Source organism: Bradyrhizobium sp. USDA 4502 (genome assembly GCF_054063355.1).
In genome coordinates this window covers 8,636,489-8,651,199 of record NZ_JBSSGF010000001.1, presented here as the reverse complement: position 1 = coordinate 8,651,199, position 14,711 = coordinate 8,636,489, and the positions used below count along the sequence as shown (strand labels likewise).

At 66.0% G+C, this 14,711-nt stretch carries 17 protein-coding genes and 1 pseudogene; 6 read left to right on the top strand and 12 right to left on the bottom strand.

Features of this window, described 5'->3' with window-relative positions:
• Nucleotides 1-2: 2 nt before the first annotated feature.
• The 3 genes from ACVW1B_RS40365 to ACVW1B_RS40355 all read right to left on the bottom strand — a co-directional run bounded on the left by ACVW1B_RS40365 (nucleotide 3) and on the right by ACVW1B_RS40355 (nucleotide 1,741).
• Complete coding sequence (locus ACVW1B_RS40365) at nucleotides 3-419, bottom strand: YciI family protein (RefSeq protein WP_057016223.1); 417 nt, start codon at nucleotides 417-419, stop codon at nucleotides 3-5.
• 134 nt (nucleotides 420-553) lie between these two features.
• Nucleotides 554-925 carry a nuclear transport factor 2 family protein gene (locus ACVW1B_RS40360; RefSeq protein WP_456777768.1) on the bottom strand — a complete coding sequence of 124 codons (372 nt, stop codon included), beginning with the start codon at nucleotides 923-925 and terminating at the stop codon, nucleotides 554-556.
• A gap of 144 nt (nucleotides 926-1,069) precedes the next feature.
• Complete coding sequence (locus tag ACVW1B_RS40355) at nucleotides 1,070-1,741, bottom strand: glutathione S-transferase family protein (RefSeq protein WP_456822913.1); 672 nt, start codon at nucleotides 1,739-1,741, stop codon at nucleotides 1,070-1,072.
• 428 nt (nucleotides 1,742-2,169) lie between these two features.
• On the opposite strand from ACVW1B_RS40355, the gene ACVW1B_RS40350 reads away from it, so the two are divergent.
• Nucleotides 2,170-2,958: an SDR family NAD(P)-dependent oxidoreductase gene (locus tag ACVW1B_RS40350; RefSeq protein WP_456777770.1), complete on the top strand. Its 789-nt coding sequence runs from the start codon at nucleotides 2,170-2,172 to the stop codon at nucleotides 2,956-2,958.
• Nucleotides 2,959-3,114: 156 nt separating this feature from the next.
• Here ACVW1B_RS40350 and ACVW1B_RS40345 read toward each other — a convergent pair whose 3' ends face one another.
• Both ACVW1B_RS40345 and cobS read right to left on the bottom strand, forming a co-directional pair.
• Nucleotides 3,115-3,681, bottom strand: coding sequence for a histidine phosphatase family protein (locus ACVW1B_RS40345; protein ID WP_456777771.1), 567 nt, complete (start codon nucleotides 3,679-3,681; stop codon nucleotides 3,115-3,117).
• A 70-nt stretch (nucleotides 3,682-3,751) separates the two neighbouring features.
• Nucleotides 3,752-4,504 (bottom strand): adenosylcobinamide-GDP ribazoletransferase, encoded by a 753-nt coding sequence (gene cobS / locus ACVW1B_RS40340; protein ID WP_456777772.1) that lies wholly within the window; start codon nucleotides 4,502-4,504, stop codon nucleotides 3,752-3,754.
• A 178-nt stretch (nucleotides 4,505-4,682) separates the two neighbouring features.
• Between cobS and cobT the strand changes: the two genes are divergently transcribed.
• From cobT to ACVW1B_RS40325, 3 genes are all read left to right on the top strand, one after another.
• The gene (cobT, locus tag ACVW1B_RS40335; RefSeq protein ID WP_456822912.1) at nucleotides 4,683-5,696 is read left to right on the top strand and encodes a nicotinate-nucleotide--dimethylbenzimidazole phosphoribosyltransferase; all 1,014 of its coding nucleotides are present in this window, start codon (nucleotides 4,683-4,685) and stop codon (nucleotides 5,694-5,696) included.
• 178 nt (nucleotides 5,697-5,874) lie between these two features.
• On the top strand, nucleotides 5,875-6,165 hold the full coding sequence (locus tag ACVW1B_RS40330) for a hypothetical protein (protein ID WP_016842535.1): 291 nt from the start codon (nucleotides 5,875-5,877) through the stop codon (nucleotides 6,163-6,165).
• A gap of 113 nt (nucleotides 6,166-6,278) precedes the next feature.
• On the top strand, nucleotides 6,279-6,701 hold the full coding sequence (locus ACVW1B_RS40325) for a S49 family peptidase domain-containing protein (protein ID WP_057016263.1): 423 nt from the start codon (nucleotides 6,279-6,281) through the stop codon (nucleotides 6,699-6,701).
• Nucleotides 6,702-6,889: 188 nt separating this feature from the next.
• Here the strand turns inward: ACVW1B_RS40325 and ACVW1B_RS40320 are convergent, their stop codons facing one another.
• From ACVW1B_RS40320 to ACVW1B_RS40300, 5 genes are all read right to left on the bottom strand, one after another.
• Nucleotides 6,890-7,300 carry a VOC family protein gene (locus ACVW1B_RS40320; protein ID WP_225647897.1) on the bottom strand — a complete coding sequence of 137 codons (411 nt, stop codon included), beginning with the start codon at nucleotides 7,298-7,300 and terminating at the stop codon, nucleotides 6,890-6,892.
• Nucleotides 7,301-7,418: 118 nt separating this feature from the next.
• Nucleotides 7,419-7,955 (bottom strand): SRPBCC family protein, encoded by a 537-nt coding sequence (locus ACVW1B_RS40315; RefSeq protein WP_456777774.1) that lies wholly within the window; start codon nucleotides 7,953-7,955, stop codon nucleotides 7,419-7,421.
• Nucleotides 7,956-7,988: 33 nt separating this feature from the next.
• Nucleotides 7,989-8,399, bottom strand: a complete 411-nt coding sequence (locus ACVW1B_RS40310) for a DoxX family protein (protein ID WP_456822911.1) — start codon at nucleotides 8,397-8,399, stop codon at nucleotides 7,989-7,991.
• A 438-nt stretch (nucleotides 8,400-8,837) separates the two neighbouring features.
• The gene (locus ACVW1B_RS40305) at nucleotides 8,838-10,115 is read right to left on the bottom strand and encodes an RNA polymerase sigma factor (protein WP_253604511.1); all 1,278 of its coding nucleotides are present in this window, start codon (nucleotides 10,113-10,115) and stop codon (nucleotides 8,838-8,840) included.
• Nucleotides 10,112-10,480, bottom strand: coding sequence for a YciI family protein (locus ACVW1B_RS40300; RefSeq protein ID WP_028332829.1), 369 nt, complete (start codon nucleotides 10,478-10,480; stop codon nucleotides 10,112-10,114). Before ACVW1B_RS40300 ends, ACVW1B_RS40305 begins: the two co-directional genes overlap by 4 nt.
• 528 nt (nucleotides 10,481-11,008) lie before the next feature.
• On the opposite strand from ACVW1B_RS40300, the gene ACVW1B_RS40295 reads away from it, so the two are divergent.
• Complete coding sequence (locus tag ACVW1B_RS40295) at nucleotides 11,009-11,974, top strand: 2-hydroxyacid dehydrogenase (protein WP_456822910.1); 966 nt, start codon at nucleotides 11,009-11,011, stop codon at nucleotides 11,972-11,974.
• 223 nt (nucleotides 11,975-12,197) lie between these two features.
• Here ACVW1B_RS40295 and ACVW1B_RS40290 read toward each other — a convergent pair whose 3' ends face one another.
• Together ACVW1B_RS40290 and ACVW1B_RS40285 are read right to left on the bottom strand one after the other, a co-directional pair.
• Entirely contained in the window at nucleotides 12,198-12,851 is a 654-nt protein-coding gene (locus tag ACVW1B_RS40290) for a dihydrofolate reductase family protein (protein ID WP_456777776.1), read from the bottom strand.
• A gap of 89 nt (nucleotides 12,852-12,940) precedes the next feature.
• Nucleotides 12,941-13,601, bottom strand: a pseudogene (locus ACVW1B_RS40285) (TetR/AcrR family transcriptional regulator).
• Nucleotides 13,602-13,694: 93 nt separating this feature from the next.
• Here ACVW1B_RS40285 and ACVW1B_RS40280 point away from each other — a divergent pair.
• Entirely contained in the window at nucleotides 13,695-14,339 is a 645-nt protein-coding gene (locus ACVW1B_RS40280; protein ID WP_456777778.1) for a glutathione binding-like protein, read from the top strand.
• Nucleotides 14,340-14,711: the final 372 nt, after the last annotated feature.

Genomic DNA, 14,711 nt, shown 5'->3' with positions numbered 1-14,711 from the left:
TGTCATTTCTTGCCCACCTGCGCGCGCAGGCGCTCTCCCCGCTCGCGCAGCTCGGGCGTCAGCGCCTCGCCGAAATCCTCCGCGGCAAACACCTGGCGGATTTCGATCTCGGAGCCGCCGTCGAACGGCGCGCGCTTCATCCAGTCGATCGCTTCGTCGAGCGACTTGGTCTCGATCAGCCAGAAGCCGGCGACCAGATCGCTGCTCAGGCCGAACGGGCCGCGCGACACCGTGCTCTGCCCGCCGGCATATTTGACGCGGGCACCCTTGCTGGTCGGATGCAGCCCCTCGCCGGCCTGCATCACGCCGGCCTTGACCATCTCCTCGTTGAACTTGCCCATCGCCGCGAGCAGCTCGGTGCTCGGCATCACGCCGGCCTCGGTATCCCTGTTCGCCTTCACGATCACCATGAACTTCATCGTCCTGCTCCGTTGTCCTGTTCAGCTGCCTTGCCGGTATCTCCGGTGCTCGTCTCAAGGACGACGCGGGGCTTGCCACGCCGACAGGCCAAGCGAAATTATTTCGGAGGTCATTGCATCGCGCGCCACAGCCCTCAGCGGTCCTGCCTGACAAGTTCGCCGTCCTGGTGCGATGGGCCGAAATAGACGTCGATGCGCGACACCTTGTCGCCGTCGAACACGAAGAACTCGGTGTTGCGAAAGCTCTTGCCGTCGCGGGCGACGCAGCGATAGGTGACGAAGGCTTCGAGGCCGTCGACCATGATGCGCTCGATCTCGTGGCGGCCGATCCAGCCGGAATCGCGCCAGCACTCGGCGAAATAAGTCGGCTTGTCGATGTTCTCGCCATAGGGCGTCGAGAAGCGGAAATCCTCCGCGAACGCCGCCTCGACGCTCGCGCGGTCATTGGCGAGGTAGGCGGCGAAGAGGGAGCGGATGATCTCCGCCCTGTTGCCAACTGCAGCCATGTCGTCTCCCACACGTATTGCCCGGGCCTCCGGAGCGGCCAGCGCTCCGGAAACCCGGGCCTCAGCGAGATGACGAACGAGACGGCGCGAAAGCGACATCCCGCCATAATTTATTTTTGGAACCGGGTCGGAGGCCGGCCTGCGTCAGGTTTCCTGCGGGAACATGCCGAAATAGGGCTCGGCCTCCTTCAGGACACGCGCGAAGGACGGCCGCGCCATCAGCCGCTCGAGATAGGCGGCCAGATGCCGATGTCCATCTCCGAACGGCTCGACCTTGTTGCCGTAGAACATCGTCGGCGCGGCCGCGCAATCGGCCAACGAGAAATGCTCGCCCATCATCCAGCCGCCACGCGCGCGTTGCTGATTCAAGATCAGTTGCTGATCCAGGATCGCATAGGAGGTGCGGAGTTGCGCCCGCGCCTCGGCGACGCCATGCGGATCCTTGCTGTCCGCAGGCCGCAGCCGGTCGCCGACGACCTTCTGCATCGGCAGGTGGACATAGAGATCGAGGAAACGATCACGCAGCCGGGTCTGCAGCGCGAGGTCCGGATCCTCGGGGATCAGCCTGACGGCACCGGGATAATGCCGGTCGAGATATTCGATGACGATGCTCGATTCCGGCACCGTCTCGCCCCGCGTCTCGTCGCGGAGCACGGGAAAGCGGCCGATCGGCGACAGCGCGAGCAGCGCCGCGCGCTCGGCAGGATCGCCGAGATTGACCATGTTCGGCGTGAACGGCGTGCCGTTCTCGTAGAGCGCAATCAGCGCCTTCCAGCAGAACGAGGACAGCGGGTGGTAATGCAGGGTAAGCGACATCGGAACTCCATCATGGAATGAGTGACCGGAGGACGAGCCCGGGACCGCCCTTCCGACATCTCGTGCGGCGATTTTTTTCGTATGGATACTTTTCGTATGGATACTTATTGCGGTCGGCGGGCGTGGAGACCCAAGCATCGAACGCGACGCACATTCATCGAGGACGCGAGACGCGCCTTGTTCCCATGCTGAAAGAGTATAGAACGGCCGACGCACCCATGTCATTGCGAGCCAACGGGTCGCGCGAAAGCGCGCCCGATGACAGGCTCCGCGAAGCAATCCACCTCGCCACACGGGAAGAATGGATTGCTTCGTCGCTATCGCTGCTCGCAATGACGGCCGAGCCAGTTGAGCGCCTCTCAGGTTGACATCACCAGGTAAAGGTCGCAGACGGTCGGGATTTCCTGCCCGAACCGATGGACCATCCGATGAATCCCGCTTCCCCCAAAGTCGCACTCGTGACCGGCGCCGCGCGTGGCATCGGGCTTGCCGCGGCGAAACGCTTTCTCGCCGACGGCTGGCGCGTCGCGCTGCTCGACATCGAGGGCGAATTGCTGCGCGCGGCGGTCGCGGCGCTGAAGCAGCCCGACGACGCGCTGGCGCTGACCTGCGACGTATCGGACGCCGCTGGCGTGGCAGCCGCGATCTCTGCGATCACGGACCGGTTCGGCCGGCTCGACGCGCTGGTCAACAATGCCGGCATTGCCGTGTTCACGCCGGTGCTGGAGACCTCGGACGCCGACTGGAGCCGGATCATGGCGGTCAACCTCACCGGCCCGTTCCTGTGCACCAAGGCGGCTGCGCCTGTGATGCGCGAGCATGGCGGCGGTGCGATCGTCAACATCACCTCGATCTCGGCGGTGCGCGCCTCGACGCTGCGCTCGGCCTACGGCACCAGCAAGGCCGGCCTTGCGCATCTCACCAAGCAGCTCGCGGTCGAGCTCGCCTCGCTCGGCATCCGCGTCAACGGCGTCGCGCCCGGGCCGGTCGAGACCGCGATGGCCAAGGCCGTCCACACGCCGGAAATCCGCGCCGACTATCACGACGCCATCCCGCTCAACCGCTATGGGCTGGAGGAGGAGCTGGCGGAAGCGATCTTCTTCCTGTGCTCGGATCGCGCCAGCTACATCACCGGACAGATCCTCGCCGTCGACGGCGGCTTCGACGCCGCCGGCATCGGCCTGCCGACCCTGCGCGGCGCGCGACGGAATGGGTAGACTCAGCGATACACTCACCCCATCTCCGTCATCCTGAGGAGGCCGCGAAGCGGCCGTCTCGAAGGATGGACGGCCCCGCTGGTGGCCGTCGACCCTTCGAGACGCGCTACGCGCTCCTCAGGGTGACGGAATTGCTAGTGCCGCTGAGTGACTAAATTAGCGCTCGTTCACCGCGACCACGCGCCAGGCATTCGGCAGCCGGTCGATCCGCGTCAATGACAGTGGATCGATGACGAAGCGCAGCGCGAGCTCCGGGGCAAGCTCGAGCGCGATCGCAAGGATCGCGCGAATGGTGCCGGAATGCACGACCAGTACGACGTCGCCGGCCGGCAGACGCGCGAGCCCTGCCCGCGCCCGCGCGATCTGATCGGCAAAGCTTTCGCCGCGCGGCGGCCGGTTGTTGCCCGGCGATTGCCAGAACGCGCGATAGGCTGCGCCGAGCTCGGCTTCGATCTCGCTATGGCGCCGGCCGGTCCAATCGCCAAAATCCTGCTCGCGAAAGGTGTCGTCCTCCGCTGCCGTCAGGCCGAGCTTTGCTGCGGTCTCGCGAGTGCGCCGCGCCGGACTGCAGACCGCGAGAGCGTAAGCCGGCAGCCTCACCTGCAACGACGCGAATGCCGCGGCATCGCTGAGGTCGGCGGGCGCATCCGGCGCGTGGATCACGCCGCGCGGACCGTCCACCGGCGCATGACGGATTAGCCAGAGACGCGTTTCGCGATCCATGTTCCGCCCACGCTTTCATTTTGACGCGTTCTCTTCACGCGAACCGGTATCCACTTCGCTCGAAAACGCCCTAACCTAACCGCGCCGCAAGCAACACCAGAATCGCAGTCTCCGCGACCTGCTCGGCGCCGCCGAGCACATCGCCGGTCTGGCCGCCGATCTGCCGCTTTGCCGCGAGCACCATGACCAGTGCGCTCGCACCGGCCGCGATCGCCGCCAGCAGCGCGCTGCCGAACGGCAAGGCGAGGACTGCGATCAGCAGCGCCAGGCCGGCCGCGACCACGGCAATTGTCCCATCGGGCCTACCGGCATTGGCGGCGAGCCCGTCCTTGCGCGCATAGGGCAGGCTGATCGCGATCCATGGCAGCACGCCGCGGCCCAGCGCGTGCGCAGATATCAGGCTCTGCACCACAAATCCGTTCGGAAGTGCAGCCAGCGCCGCGAGCTTGGCGGCAAAGCTCACCACCAGCGCCAGCGCGCCATAGGTGCCGAGCCGGCTGTCGCGCATGATCTCGAGCTTGGCCGCGACATCGCGGCCGCCGCCGAACCCGTCGGCGACATCGGCGAGCCCGTCCTCATGCAGCGCGCCGGTGAGCAGCGCACCGCCGCCGAGCGCGAGCGCGGCGGCGGCCAGATCCGGCACACCGATCGCCCGCAGCAGCAGGCAAAACAGGCCGATCGCCGCCCCGATGGCGGCCCCGACCAGGGGAAACAGCCGCTGCGCCCGGGCAAAGCTCTCCGGCCGCGCGCCGTCCGGATGCGACATCGGCAGGCGGGTCAGGAAGGCGGTGGCGGTCCTGAGCTCGTCGAGCCATTGATTCATGGTGAAGGCCTGGAAATTGGGCTAAAGCGCGACGAGATCGGGCTCGATCTCATCGCGCTTTGGCTTCCTGTTAGGGCATGATCTCCACGCAAATGCTACGCATTTGTCGCGAGGGAAAACCGCTTCACACTTTTCCGGATCATGCGTTAGCTTGCGGCCCGCTCGACGAGGGAATCGCATGCAGTTCAGTACTCTAGACGACATCCGCGGCTTTTGTCGCAACCTGCCGCAGGGCGACGAGGCCAGTGCCGCGGCCGCCACGCAGCGCCAGCAGAACCTGACCAAGCCGCCGGGAAGCCTCGGCCGCCTGGAAGAGGTTGCGATCTGGCTGGCGCGCTGGCAGCGGCGCGAGATGCCCCGGCTCGACCACGTCACCATCGCCGTGTTCGCCGGCAATCACGGCATCGCCGAGCGCGGCGTTTCAGCCTATCCCTCCGAGGTCACCGCGCAAATGGTGGCGAACTTCGCCGCCGGCGGCGCTGCGATCAACCAGATCGCCAGGCTTGCCGGTGCCGAGCTGCGCGTCGAGCCGCTCGAGCTGGCGCGCCCGACCCGCGATTTCACGACCGGACCGGCGATGGACGCCGCCGATTTCCTCGTCGCGCTCGATACCGGCTGGCGCACGGTGCCCGAGCAATGCGATCTGCTCGTGGTCGGCGAGATGGGCATCGCCAACACCACGGTCGCCGCGACGCTGTGCGCGGCCTTGATGGGCGGGCGCGGAGTGCGTTGGGCCGGCCGCGGCACCGGCGTCGACGATGCCGGGCTGATACGCAAGCGCACCACGATCGATGCGGCGCTCAAGCTGCATCGCGGCGCGATCGACGATCCGTTCGTCACCGCGATGTCGCTCGGCGGACGCGAGCTCGCGGCGATCGCGGGGGCCGTGCTGGCAGCGCGCGCACGCTGCATTCCGGTGCTGCTCGACGGCTTCGTGGCGACAGCGGCGGTGCTGCCGCTGGCGCGGCTTGCGCCCGATAGCCTCGCGCATTGCCGCGCCGGACATGTGTCGGCCGAGCTTGGCCACCGCGAATTGCTGCGCGAGCTCGAGCTCGCCCCCTTGCTCGACCTTAACATGCGGCTCGGCGAAGGCTCCGGCGCGGGGGTTGCGATCCTGCTGTTGCGCGCGGCGCTCGCCTGTCATGGCGGCATGGCGACCTTTGCCGAGGCCGGCGTCTCCGGCGCGGACTGAGGCTCCCGGGAGAGCCGGAGGGTTCCCTCAAAAAAGCCGGTGCATAGCGTCGGCGCGGGTCGACAATCTTCGCGTGTGCAGCATGACCTCTGCGCGCTGGAGGCCTAACCTTCGCGGCGGTGGGATGCCGGCCGGCGTCTCAGCCGTGCTGAACCAGATACCGGGGAGAAATCACCTCATGTCGGGCGTTCTCATCAATCTGATCATTCAGGTCATCAGCGGAGCCGTCGGCGGCAATGTCGCGGCGGGAGCGGCCAAGAACATCGATCTCGGCACGCTCGGTAACACCATCGCAGGCGCCATCGGCGGCGGCGCGGGCGGACAGCTTCTGGGCATGCTGATCCCGCTGCTCGCCAATTCCGGCGCGACGCCTGACATCGGCAGCATCATCGGCCAGGTCGCCGGCGGCGGCGTTGCCGGCGCTGTGCTCACTGCGATCGTGGGGGCGCTCAAGAACCGCGCGGCCTGAGCCACCTGCTGTCGCGACCGGGACATCGGTCTTGACGATGCCCCATTCCGGCGCGAGCCTTCCGGCTTGAGATGCGGCGGCACCTCGATCGCATCGTGGCAGGGATTGCGCGCATGAAAATACTTGTCGCGGCGGCAGCTCTCTGCGCAACGGTTAGCTGCGCGCAAGCAGATGTTCGTATCCTCGCCAGCCCCGGCGGGCAGGTCGGCCCGTTCATCGAACTGTTCGACAAGGTGCGCGAATCGGGCGAGCGCGTCGTGATCGACGGGCCCTGCCTGTCGGCCTGCACCCTGGTGCTCTCGATGGTGCCAGGCGACCGCATCTGCGTGACGCGGCGCGCCGTGCTCGGCTTCCACGCCGCGCGCTCGATCGACCAGCGCGGCCGCACCTATGCAGAGCCGGAAGCGTCCGTGGCGGTGCTGCAAGCCTATCCAGCACCGGTGCGCGGCTGGATCGCCCGCCGCGGCGGCCTGACCTCGCGCCTGCTATTGCTGCGCGGCCGCGAGCTCGCGGCGATCTATCCGCGGTGCAGGTAGCGGCAAATTTACACCGTCATTGCGAGGAGCGAAGCGACAAAGCAATCCATGTCCCCGCTTGCGGAGCGAAGGATTGCTTCGCGGAGCCTGTCATCGGGCGCGCTTACGCGCGACCCGCTGGCTCGCAATGACGTGGATAGCGCGGCACACACCATCTCCGTCAGCGCGAGCGGACGGAACGTCCGTGCCTACATCCCCTGCGGGCAGTTCACCATCCAGGGGATGCCGAACTGATCGATGCACATGCCGAAGCCGTTGGAGAAGAAGGTCTTGCCGAACGGCATCGTCACCGTGCCGCCCTCTGACAGCGCCTTGAAGCGGCGTTCGGCCTCCGCGGGATCCTCGACCTGCAACGCGACGTGGAAGCCCTGCGGCTTCTGGAAGTGGCCGGGCGGGGCGTCGGAGACCATGATGATCTCGCCGTCGATCGTGAGGCGGGCGTGCATGATCTTGTCCTTCCAGCCGGGCGGCGTCTGCATCTCCGCACTGCCCTCGCCATAGGGGAAGGTTTCCTCGATCCGCGCGCCGAGAACCTTCTCGTAGAATTTCAGCGCGGCGCCGCAATTGCCGTCGTAGGAGAGATAGGGGTTGACCTGCATCGCATGCTCCCTTGGGTCATTCGAGCCTCGCCCCGGTGGTACCGGAACGAGGGCTCCGGATTGTCATCTTGACGCGTTTTCCTGACACGAACCGGTAACCACCTCGTTCGAAAACGCGCTACTTTTCAGTCAGTTTCTTCAGATTGGCGAGACCGACCTCGAAATCCCTGCCGATCATGCGATCCAGGTTCATGAACACCTGCATCACCTTCGACATGAAGACGGCCGGACCATACATGGTCCATGTGACGCTGGTCGCATTTCCCTGCGGCAGCATTGTGAACTCGGCAGTGTTATGGCCTTCGAACGGCTTGATGAAGTCGAGCTTGATGACGATCTTCGACGGCGCGGAGGATTGCAGGATCTCCATGCGGCCGGCGCCGACATTCTTGTTGCCGTCCCAGGCGTAGGCCGCACCCTGCCCGCGCCCGGCGCCGCTGTAGATGCGCTTCATGGCCGGATCCCGGTTCTCGTAGGGTGACCAGAGCGTCCACTGATGGAAATCGTCGATCAATGGAAAGATCCGCTCGGCCGGCGCGTTGATGCTGATCGCACGCGTGACGCGGAGCGTGCCCGGCTTGGTCGCCGCGAGGATGAGGATGACGGCGATCGCGACGCCGAGGACAATCGCGATGATGGCAATGGTCTCCAACATGTCAGTCTCCACAGGGATGGATTGAACAATACCTCACCGGCGAAATGGAAGCATTGCGCGCAGATTGCCGTCGCGCAGATAGAGCCCGCCCCACAGCATCAGGCCGGGATAGAGCCCGAACAGCGTGTGGGTGAACAGCGGGCTGCCGATCCGCACATGCGATGCGATCGCGCCGCCGAGATAGCCGGTGAGCAGGATGGCGCCGAGGATCGAGGTCGGCGGCACCGAGTAGAGCAGCGTGCAAACGATGGTGATGATGCCGAGGCTACGCGCCAGCGCATCGCTCGCGCCGAAGCCCATCCTGTCCATGGTCTCGGTGACGACCGACAACGGCACCAGCTTGATCGCGCCGTCGAACAGCAGGAACAAGACGACCACGCCGCTCATGACGCGGCCGGCGATGCGGGCGGGCTTTGAGACTTCGGTGTCGACGATCGTCGGCATGACAGGCTCCGTAACGCTTGGTGATGCTCTCTGCCTTCATGACGAACGGCGGAGTACGCGGCCGACAAGGCGGGCGAAGATTTTTTCGGAAGCGCTGTCAGGTAGAGTCGATTGAGAGCCGCGACGGGATTGAGCTCCCTCTCCCGCTTGCGGGACGCTCGCGGGGGAGGCGCGTTGCCAAAATATCGAAAACAACCCCATGCAAAGTAGCCGGCGGTGGCCGGCGTCCGACCGGGCTACTTGACACGTCGGGCAACTCAGGGATAGTTTTCCAATATTCCGAAATCACCCAGACGCACGCTCGCCCCCGGCGGGCATTTGGCATTCGCGCGCTTCTGCAAGCGACGTTTCCACGTCGTCATGGCCGACAGCCATATGCGATAGCCCTGCGCTTGCGGGGGAGGTGCAGCGAGTATGCCGGTGCGCTGTTGCTGACCGCTACTTCGCCTTCGCGTTGCGCGGCTGGCTGTCGCGCATCAGGCGGTCGATGTGCATGCGGATATGGGCGGCTTCGGCGGTGGTGTTGGCGAGCGCGATGGCGCGGTCGAAGGCGATGCGGGCGTCCTCGTTGCGGCCGAGCTGCATCAGGAAGGCGCCGCGGACGCCGAAATAGTGGAAGTAGTTGGCAAGCCGCGGCGCCAAGGGCTCGATCATCTCGAGCGCGGCTTCCGGCCCCTTTACCTTGGAGACCGCAACGGCGCGGTTGAGCGTGATCACCGGCGACGGCTGCATGACCTCGAGCGCGCCGTACAGCAGGTCGATCTGGGTCCAGTCGGTATCCTCGGGCTTTTCCGCGCGGGCATGCAGCGCCGCGATCGCCGCCTGCACCTGATAGGGCCCGCTGCGGCGGTGGCGCATCGCCTTGTCGATCAGCGCGAGGCCCTCGGCGATCTGCTTCTGATTCCACAGCCTGCGGTCCTGGTCGTCGAGCAGGATCACCTGGCCATCGGCGTCGAAGCGCGCCTCGGCGCGGGCATGCTGCAACAACAGCAGCGCCGTCAGCCCCATGATCTCGGGCTCGCTCTGGAACAGCCGCAGCAGCAGGCGGGCGAGGCGAATCGCCTCCTCGCACAGCGGCGCGCGGATTTCGGCGGTGTCGCCGCTCGCCGAATAGCCCTCGTTGAAGATCAGATAGATCATCGCCGCGACCGAGGCGAGCCGCTCGCTGCGCTCGACCGCGCCAGGCGTCTCGAACGGCACGTTGGCATCGGCGACGCGCGCCTTGGCTCGCGTGATGCGCTGCTCCATCGCCGCTTCCGAGACCAGGAAGGCGCGCGCGATCTGCTTCACCGTAAGACCTGAGACGATGCGCAGCGCGAGCGCGATCTGCTGCGTCGCCGGCAGATCCTTGTGACAGCAGATGAACAGCAGCCGCAGGATGTCGTCGCGGTAATGCGAGCCGTCGAGCCGCTCGGCGATCTCGTCCTCGGCGTCGTCGAGGTCGGAGATCGCCTGGTCGTCCTCGGGCAGCGGCTGCTGCTTCTTGTTGCGGCGGACCTCGTCGATCGCGACGTTGCGGCCGACCATGATCAGCCACGCCGCGGGATCGCGCGGCGGGCCGTTCTGCGGCCAGCTCTTGAGCGCCCGCAGGCAGGCGTTCTGGAACGCCTCCTCGGCGGTGTCGAGATTGCGGAAGTAGCGCAGCAGGGCGCCGACCGCCTGGGGACGCGCGGACGTCAACGCAGCATCGATCCAGGCGGTGTCGGTCACGCTCACGCCTTGGTACCTCCCTGATTGAAGTAGCCGACCGGGCGGATCTCATAGGTGCCGCCGGGATTGGCCTCGCCAAGGTCGCGCGCGATGTCGAGCACCTCGTCGAGGTTCTTGCCCTCGACCAGATAGAAGCCGAGCAGCTGTTCCTTGGTTTCGGCGAACGGGCCGTCCAGCACCAGCGGCGGGTTTTCCTTGCGCAGCGTGGTCGCCGCGGTGGTCGGCAACAGCCGCGCCACCGGGCCGAGCTTGCCCTGCTTGGCGAGCTTGTCCTGCACGACGGACAGTTTCTGCATGACGGAGGCGTCGTGTTCCTTGCTCCAGGAGCCGACCATGTCTTCGTCATGATAGCAGAGGATGGCGTACAGCATCGAAAAGGCATCTCCGTTCATTGCAAGAACGAACGATTATGCCCGCTGCCGACAGGGGGCGCGAAAGAAATTTAGGTTCCGGATGCCGACGGTGAATTTTGATCGCGGCTCCATGGCGCGCTTCGACGGACGGGACGTTTGTCGCGGCGGCGATGAACGTGCGGTTGCCGATAGACGCCGTAGCGGGCGGCGATCCGGCGCGCCTTGGCTTCATCGCTCTCGCGATGGCGGACGTGGCTCCTCGTCACCGGACAGGACGCCTGCTGCCGTGGAGGCGCCACGGGTTGCGCCTGAGCCTGCGATCGGGCCGACCGGGCCTCGCCCTGCGTTGGAGCAACCTTCGGTTGAGCCTCAGCCGGCGCGTCAGCGTTTACGAGCACGGGCGTGGGCCGTGGCGCCGGCGGCGCGGATGAAAGCCCACGCCAGGATCAGTTTGCGCATGGAAGTTCTCCCCTGTTGATGGCAGGAGATGAGAGCGGGCCGGACCCGCTCTGTGACATGCATCACATAGACGTTGGAGGTATCGGGATGAGTAAGGGCGCGCTCGCGCTGCTGATCAATGGCGGCTCGGAAAACTGGTCGTCGGCGCGCTGGAAGGCGCGGTTCGACGCGGTCTGCCCGAACCGCCGCGTGGTGCTGCTGCCGGACGGCGCGCTCGATCCCGCCGAGGTACATTACGCCGCGGTGTGGAAGCCGAAGCCGGGCGAGCTCGCGGCATTCAAGAACCTGCGCGTCATCTTCAATCTCGGCGCCGGGGTCGACGCGCTGATGGCCGATCGCTCGCTGCCCGACGTGCCGCTGGTGCGGGTCGCGGTCTCCGATCTCACCGACCGCATGACCGAATATGTCGTGCTGCACGTTCTGATGCATCACCGCCAGGAGCTCTATCTGCGGGAGTCGCAGCGGGTGAAGCGCTGGGCGCCGGACTATCAGTGGGCGGCGAGCGCGATCACCGTCGGCGTCATGGGGCTCGGCACCCTCGGTGCCGCCTCGGCGCAGGCACTGCGCGCGCTCGGCTTCCGCGTCGTCGGCTGGAGCCGCAGCGAGAAGCGGATCGACGGCATCGCCTGCTATCACGGCGCGGACGGGCTCGACGCATTCCTGCGCGAGACCAACATCCTGGTCTGCCTGCTGCCGCTGACGCCGGACACAAGGCACGTGCTCAACCGCGACGCGTTCGCGAAGCTGAACCGCAACAGCCCGCTCGGCGCGCCCGTCATCATCAATGCCGGCCGCGGCGGCCTGCAGAACGAGGCCGACATCCTGCGCGCGCTCGATGAAGGCACGCTGGGCGCCGCCTCGCTCGACGTCTTCGAGACCGAGCCGCTGCCCGAGGCGAGCCCGTTCTGGAGCCATCCGAAGGTGGTGCTGACGCCGCACAACGCCGCCGACACCGACGCCGACGAGATCTCGAAATATGTCGCGCAGCAGATCGCGCGCTTCGAGGCCGGCGGCGCGCTGGAGAACCTCGTCGATCGCAAGCGGGGGTATTAGCACCGGCGCGTAGCCCGGATGCAGCGAAGCGAAATCCGGGGTTCTTTGCGCCGGACAAACCGCTCCCGGATTGCGCTACGCTCCATCCGGGCTACGAAACCGGCGATGCGGAATCGCGCTTGAACGTCATTGCGGGGAGCTCGCGACAAAATTGCAAAGCAATTTTGCGCTGAAGCGACGAAGCAATGCTTCGCTTCGCTCGACGGACAAGATGCACGGCTGACTAAGACGCCTTGCGCGCGAAGGTGACGTGGGTCGCGTGCGGGCTCGCGACATGCGAGACGACGGCGTAGCCGAGGGCAGGCAGATCGAGGCCCGCGAACAAACTCTCACCGGCGCCGAGCACGACCGGCGGCAGCACCAATTGCAGCTCGTCGAGCAGACGCGCCTGCAGGAATTGACGCACCACCGAGACGCCGCCGCCGACGCGGATGTCCTTGTCACCGGCAACCGCGCGCGCCCGCTCCAGCGCCGCGAGCATGCCGTCGGTCACGAAGTGAAAAGTCGTGCCGCCTTCCATCTCGATGTCGGGCCGCGCGTGATGGGTCAGCACGAACACCGGCGTGTGGTACGGCGGATTGTCGCCCCACCAGCCTTTCCAGGCATGATCCGGCCATGGTCCGCGGATCGGGCCGAACATGTTGCGGCCCAGGATCCAGGCGCCGATCCCCTCCATCGACTTGCGCGCGATCTCATCGTCGAGACCGGTGGTGCCGCCATCCTGGCCGGTCATCGCGCGAAAGGTGCGCGTCTCGAAGAACCAGGCCGCGGGCAGCGTCAGGCCGCCGACGCCGAACGGATGTTCGAGGCTCTGATTCAGCGCCGCGCCAAATCCGTCGATCGAGACCGTGAATACTGAAGTCCTGACTTTTCCCATGATGTTCCGCTTCCGTGAGTGGGGAGACCTTACGGAAGACGGGCGGGAAAGCCAGCGCCCGACATTTGCCCGGCAAGAAAATTGGACGGCTATTTCGCCCCGCACAGCACGTCGATCGCACCCTTCACGATCGCCTCGAGCTCCTTGCGCGGCACGCGGGCACGGGCGCGGATCGCGATGGTATGGATGGTGGCAGAGGCCAGATGCGCCAGCGACGCCGGATCGGTCCCCTCAGGCAGTTCGCCGCGTTCCTTGGCATGGCGGAAGCAGATGCCGAACGCCTTGTCGAGCTCGGTCAGTCCCTCGACCACCATGGTGCGGATGTCCGGATCCGACACCGCCTCGGACGCCGCCGTCATCACGGTGAAGCAACCGCGCGGGCCCGGACTCGCCGGAGAGATAGATGTCGAGCGCGATGCGATAGATGCGCTCGAGCCGCTCGCGCAGCGGCGCGTCGGCGCGGAAGATATCGACCATCGCGGCGCGCGCATCGTCGCGATAGCGCTGGTAGCTCTTGATGTAGAGCTCGCGCTTGTCGCCGAACGCGCCATAAAGGCTCGGCCGGTTCATGCCGGTCGCAGCGCTCAGATCATCGAGCGAGGTCGCGGCGAAGCCGTCGCGCCGGAACAGATCGAGCGCCTTGCCGAGCGCGACATCGGGCTCATAGGCGCGCGGCCGCCCGCGGCGCTTCGGCGCGACCGGCCCCGCGATTTTGGCAGCAGTTGGCGGCCTCTTACTTTTTTGTACCATTTCGCATTTAATTCCTTGACGCCACCAATATTATCCAAGACAGTACAAAAATCAATAACGGCCGGACCCCCGCGCCAGACACTGGAGGCACCCATGGACCTTTATTTTTCGCCCCTCGCCTGCTCGATGGCGACCCGCGTCGCGCTCTACGAAGCGGGCCAGCCGGCCAACTATCTCGAGGTCGACCCGAAGACCAAGGCGGTGCGCAACGACGGCTCCGACTTCAACAAGGTCAACCCGCTCGGCCTGGTGCCGACGCTGCGCACCGACGACGGCGTCGTGCTGACCGAGAACGCCGCGATCCTGCAATATGTCGCCGACCAGTTTCCGCGCGCCGGCATCGGCACGGCGTCGAACGCCGAGCGTTCAAAGCTGCATCAATGGCTGTGCTTCATCGGCACCGAGCTGCACAAGGGCCTGTTCCTGCCGCTGCTCGACAAGAAGGCGCCGCCGGAAGCCAAGACCTATGCGCTGGAGAAATACGTCTCGCGGCTCGACTATGTCGAGAACCACCTGAAGGGCCGCGAGTACCTGCTCGACCACTTCAGCGTCGCCGACGGCTATCTCGTCACCGTGATCAACTGGACCATGGCAACGCCGCCGATCGAGCTCGCGAAATGGCCGGCGCTGAAGGCCTATTACGAACGCCTGCGCGCCCGGCCCTCGGTCGCGAAGGCGATCGCGGAGGAGTTCGAACTCTACAAGGCCGAGATCGCGCGGCACAAGGCTGCGGCGTAAGGTTTCTTACGACGGAGGCACTGTCTTCTCTCCCTCTCCCCGTTCTTACGGGGAGAGGGTTGGGTGAGGGGCCGCTTCCGCGAGTTGCGAATGCGGTGAGACCTGTACCCCCTCACCCGGATCGCATCTTGCGATGCGATCCGACCTCTCCCCGCAAGCGGGGCGAGGTGAAGGGGTGCCGCGGTCAGCATCCTCGGCAAATCGAAAGCTTGCGGGTGTTGGAGAGCTCATCCGCAGGCTCCCCCTTTCGTGTGGCTGGAGGCGGCGCGTCCATGAAGACTAGCTGGAATTTCTTCCACTCATCTTAGTATTCCGCCGGCAACGTGTACGGCTGGCATTCAGTGATCGCTCGCAGCGCACTGTTTTGATAAG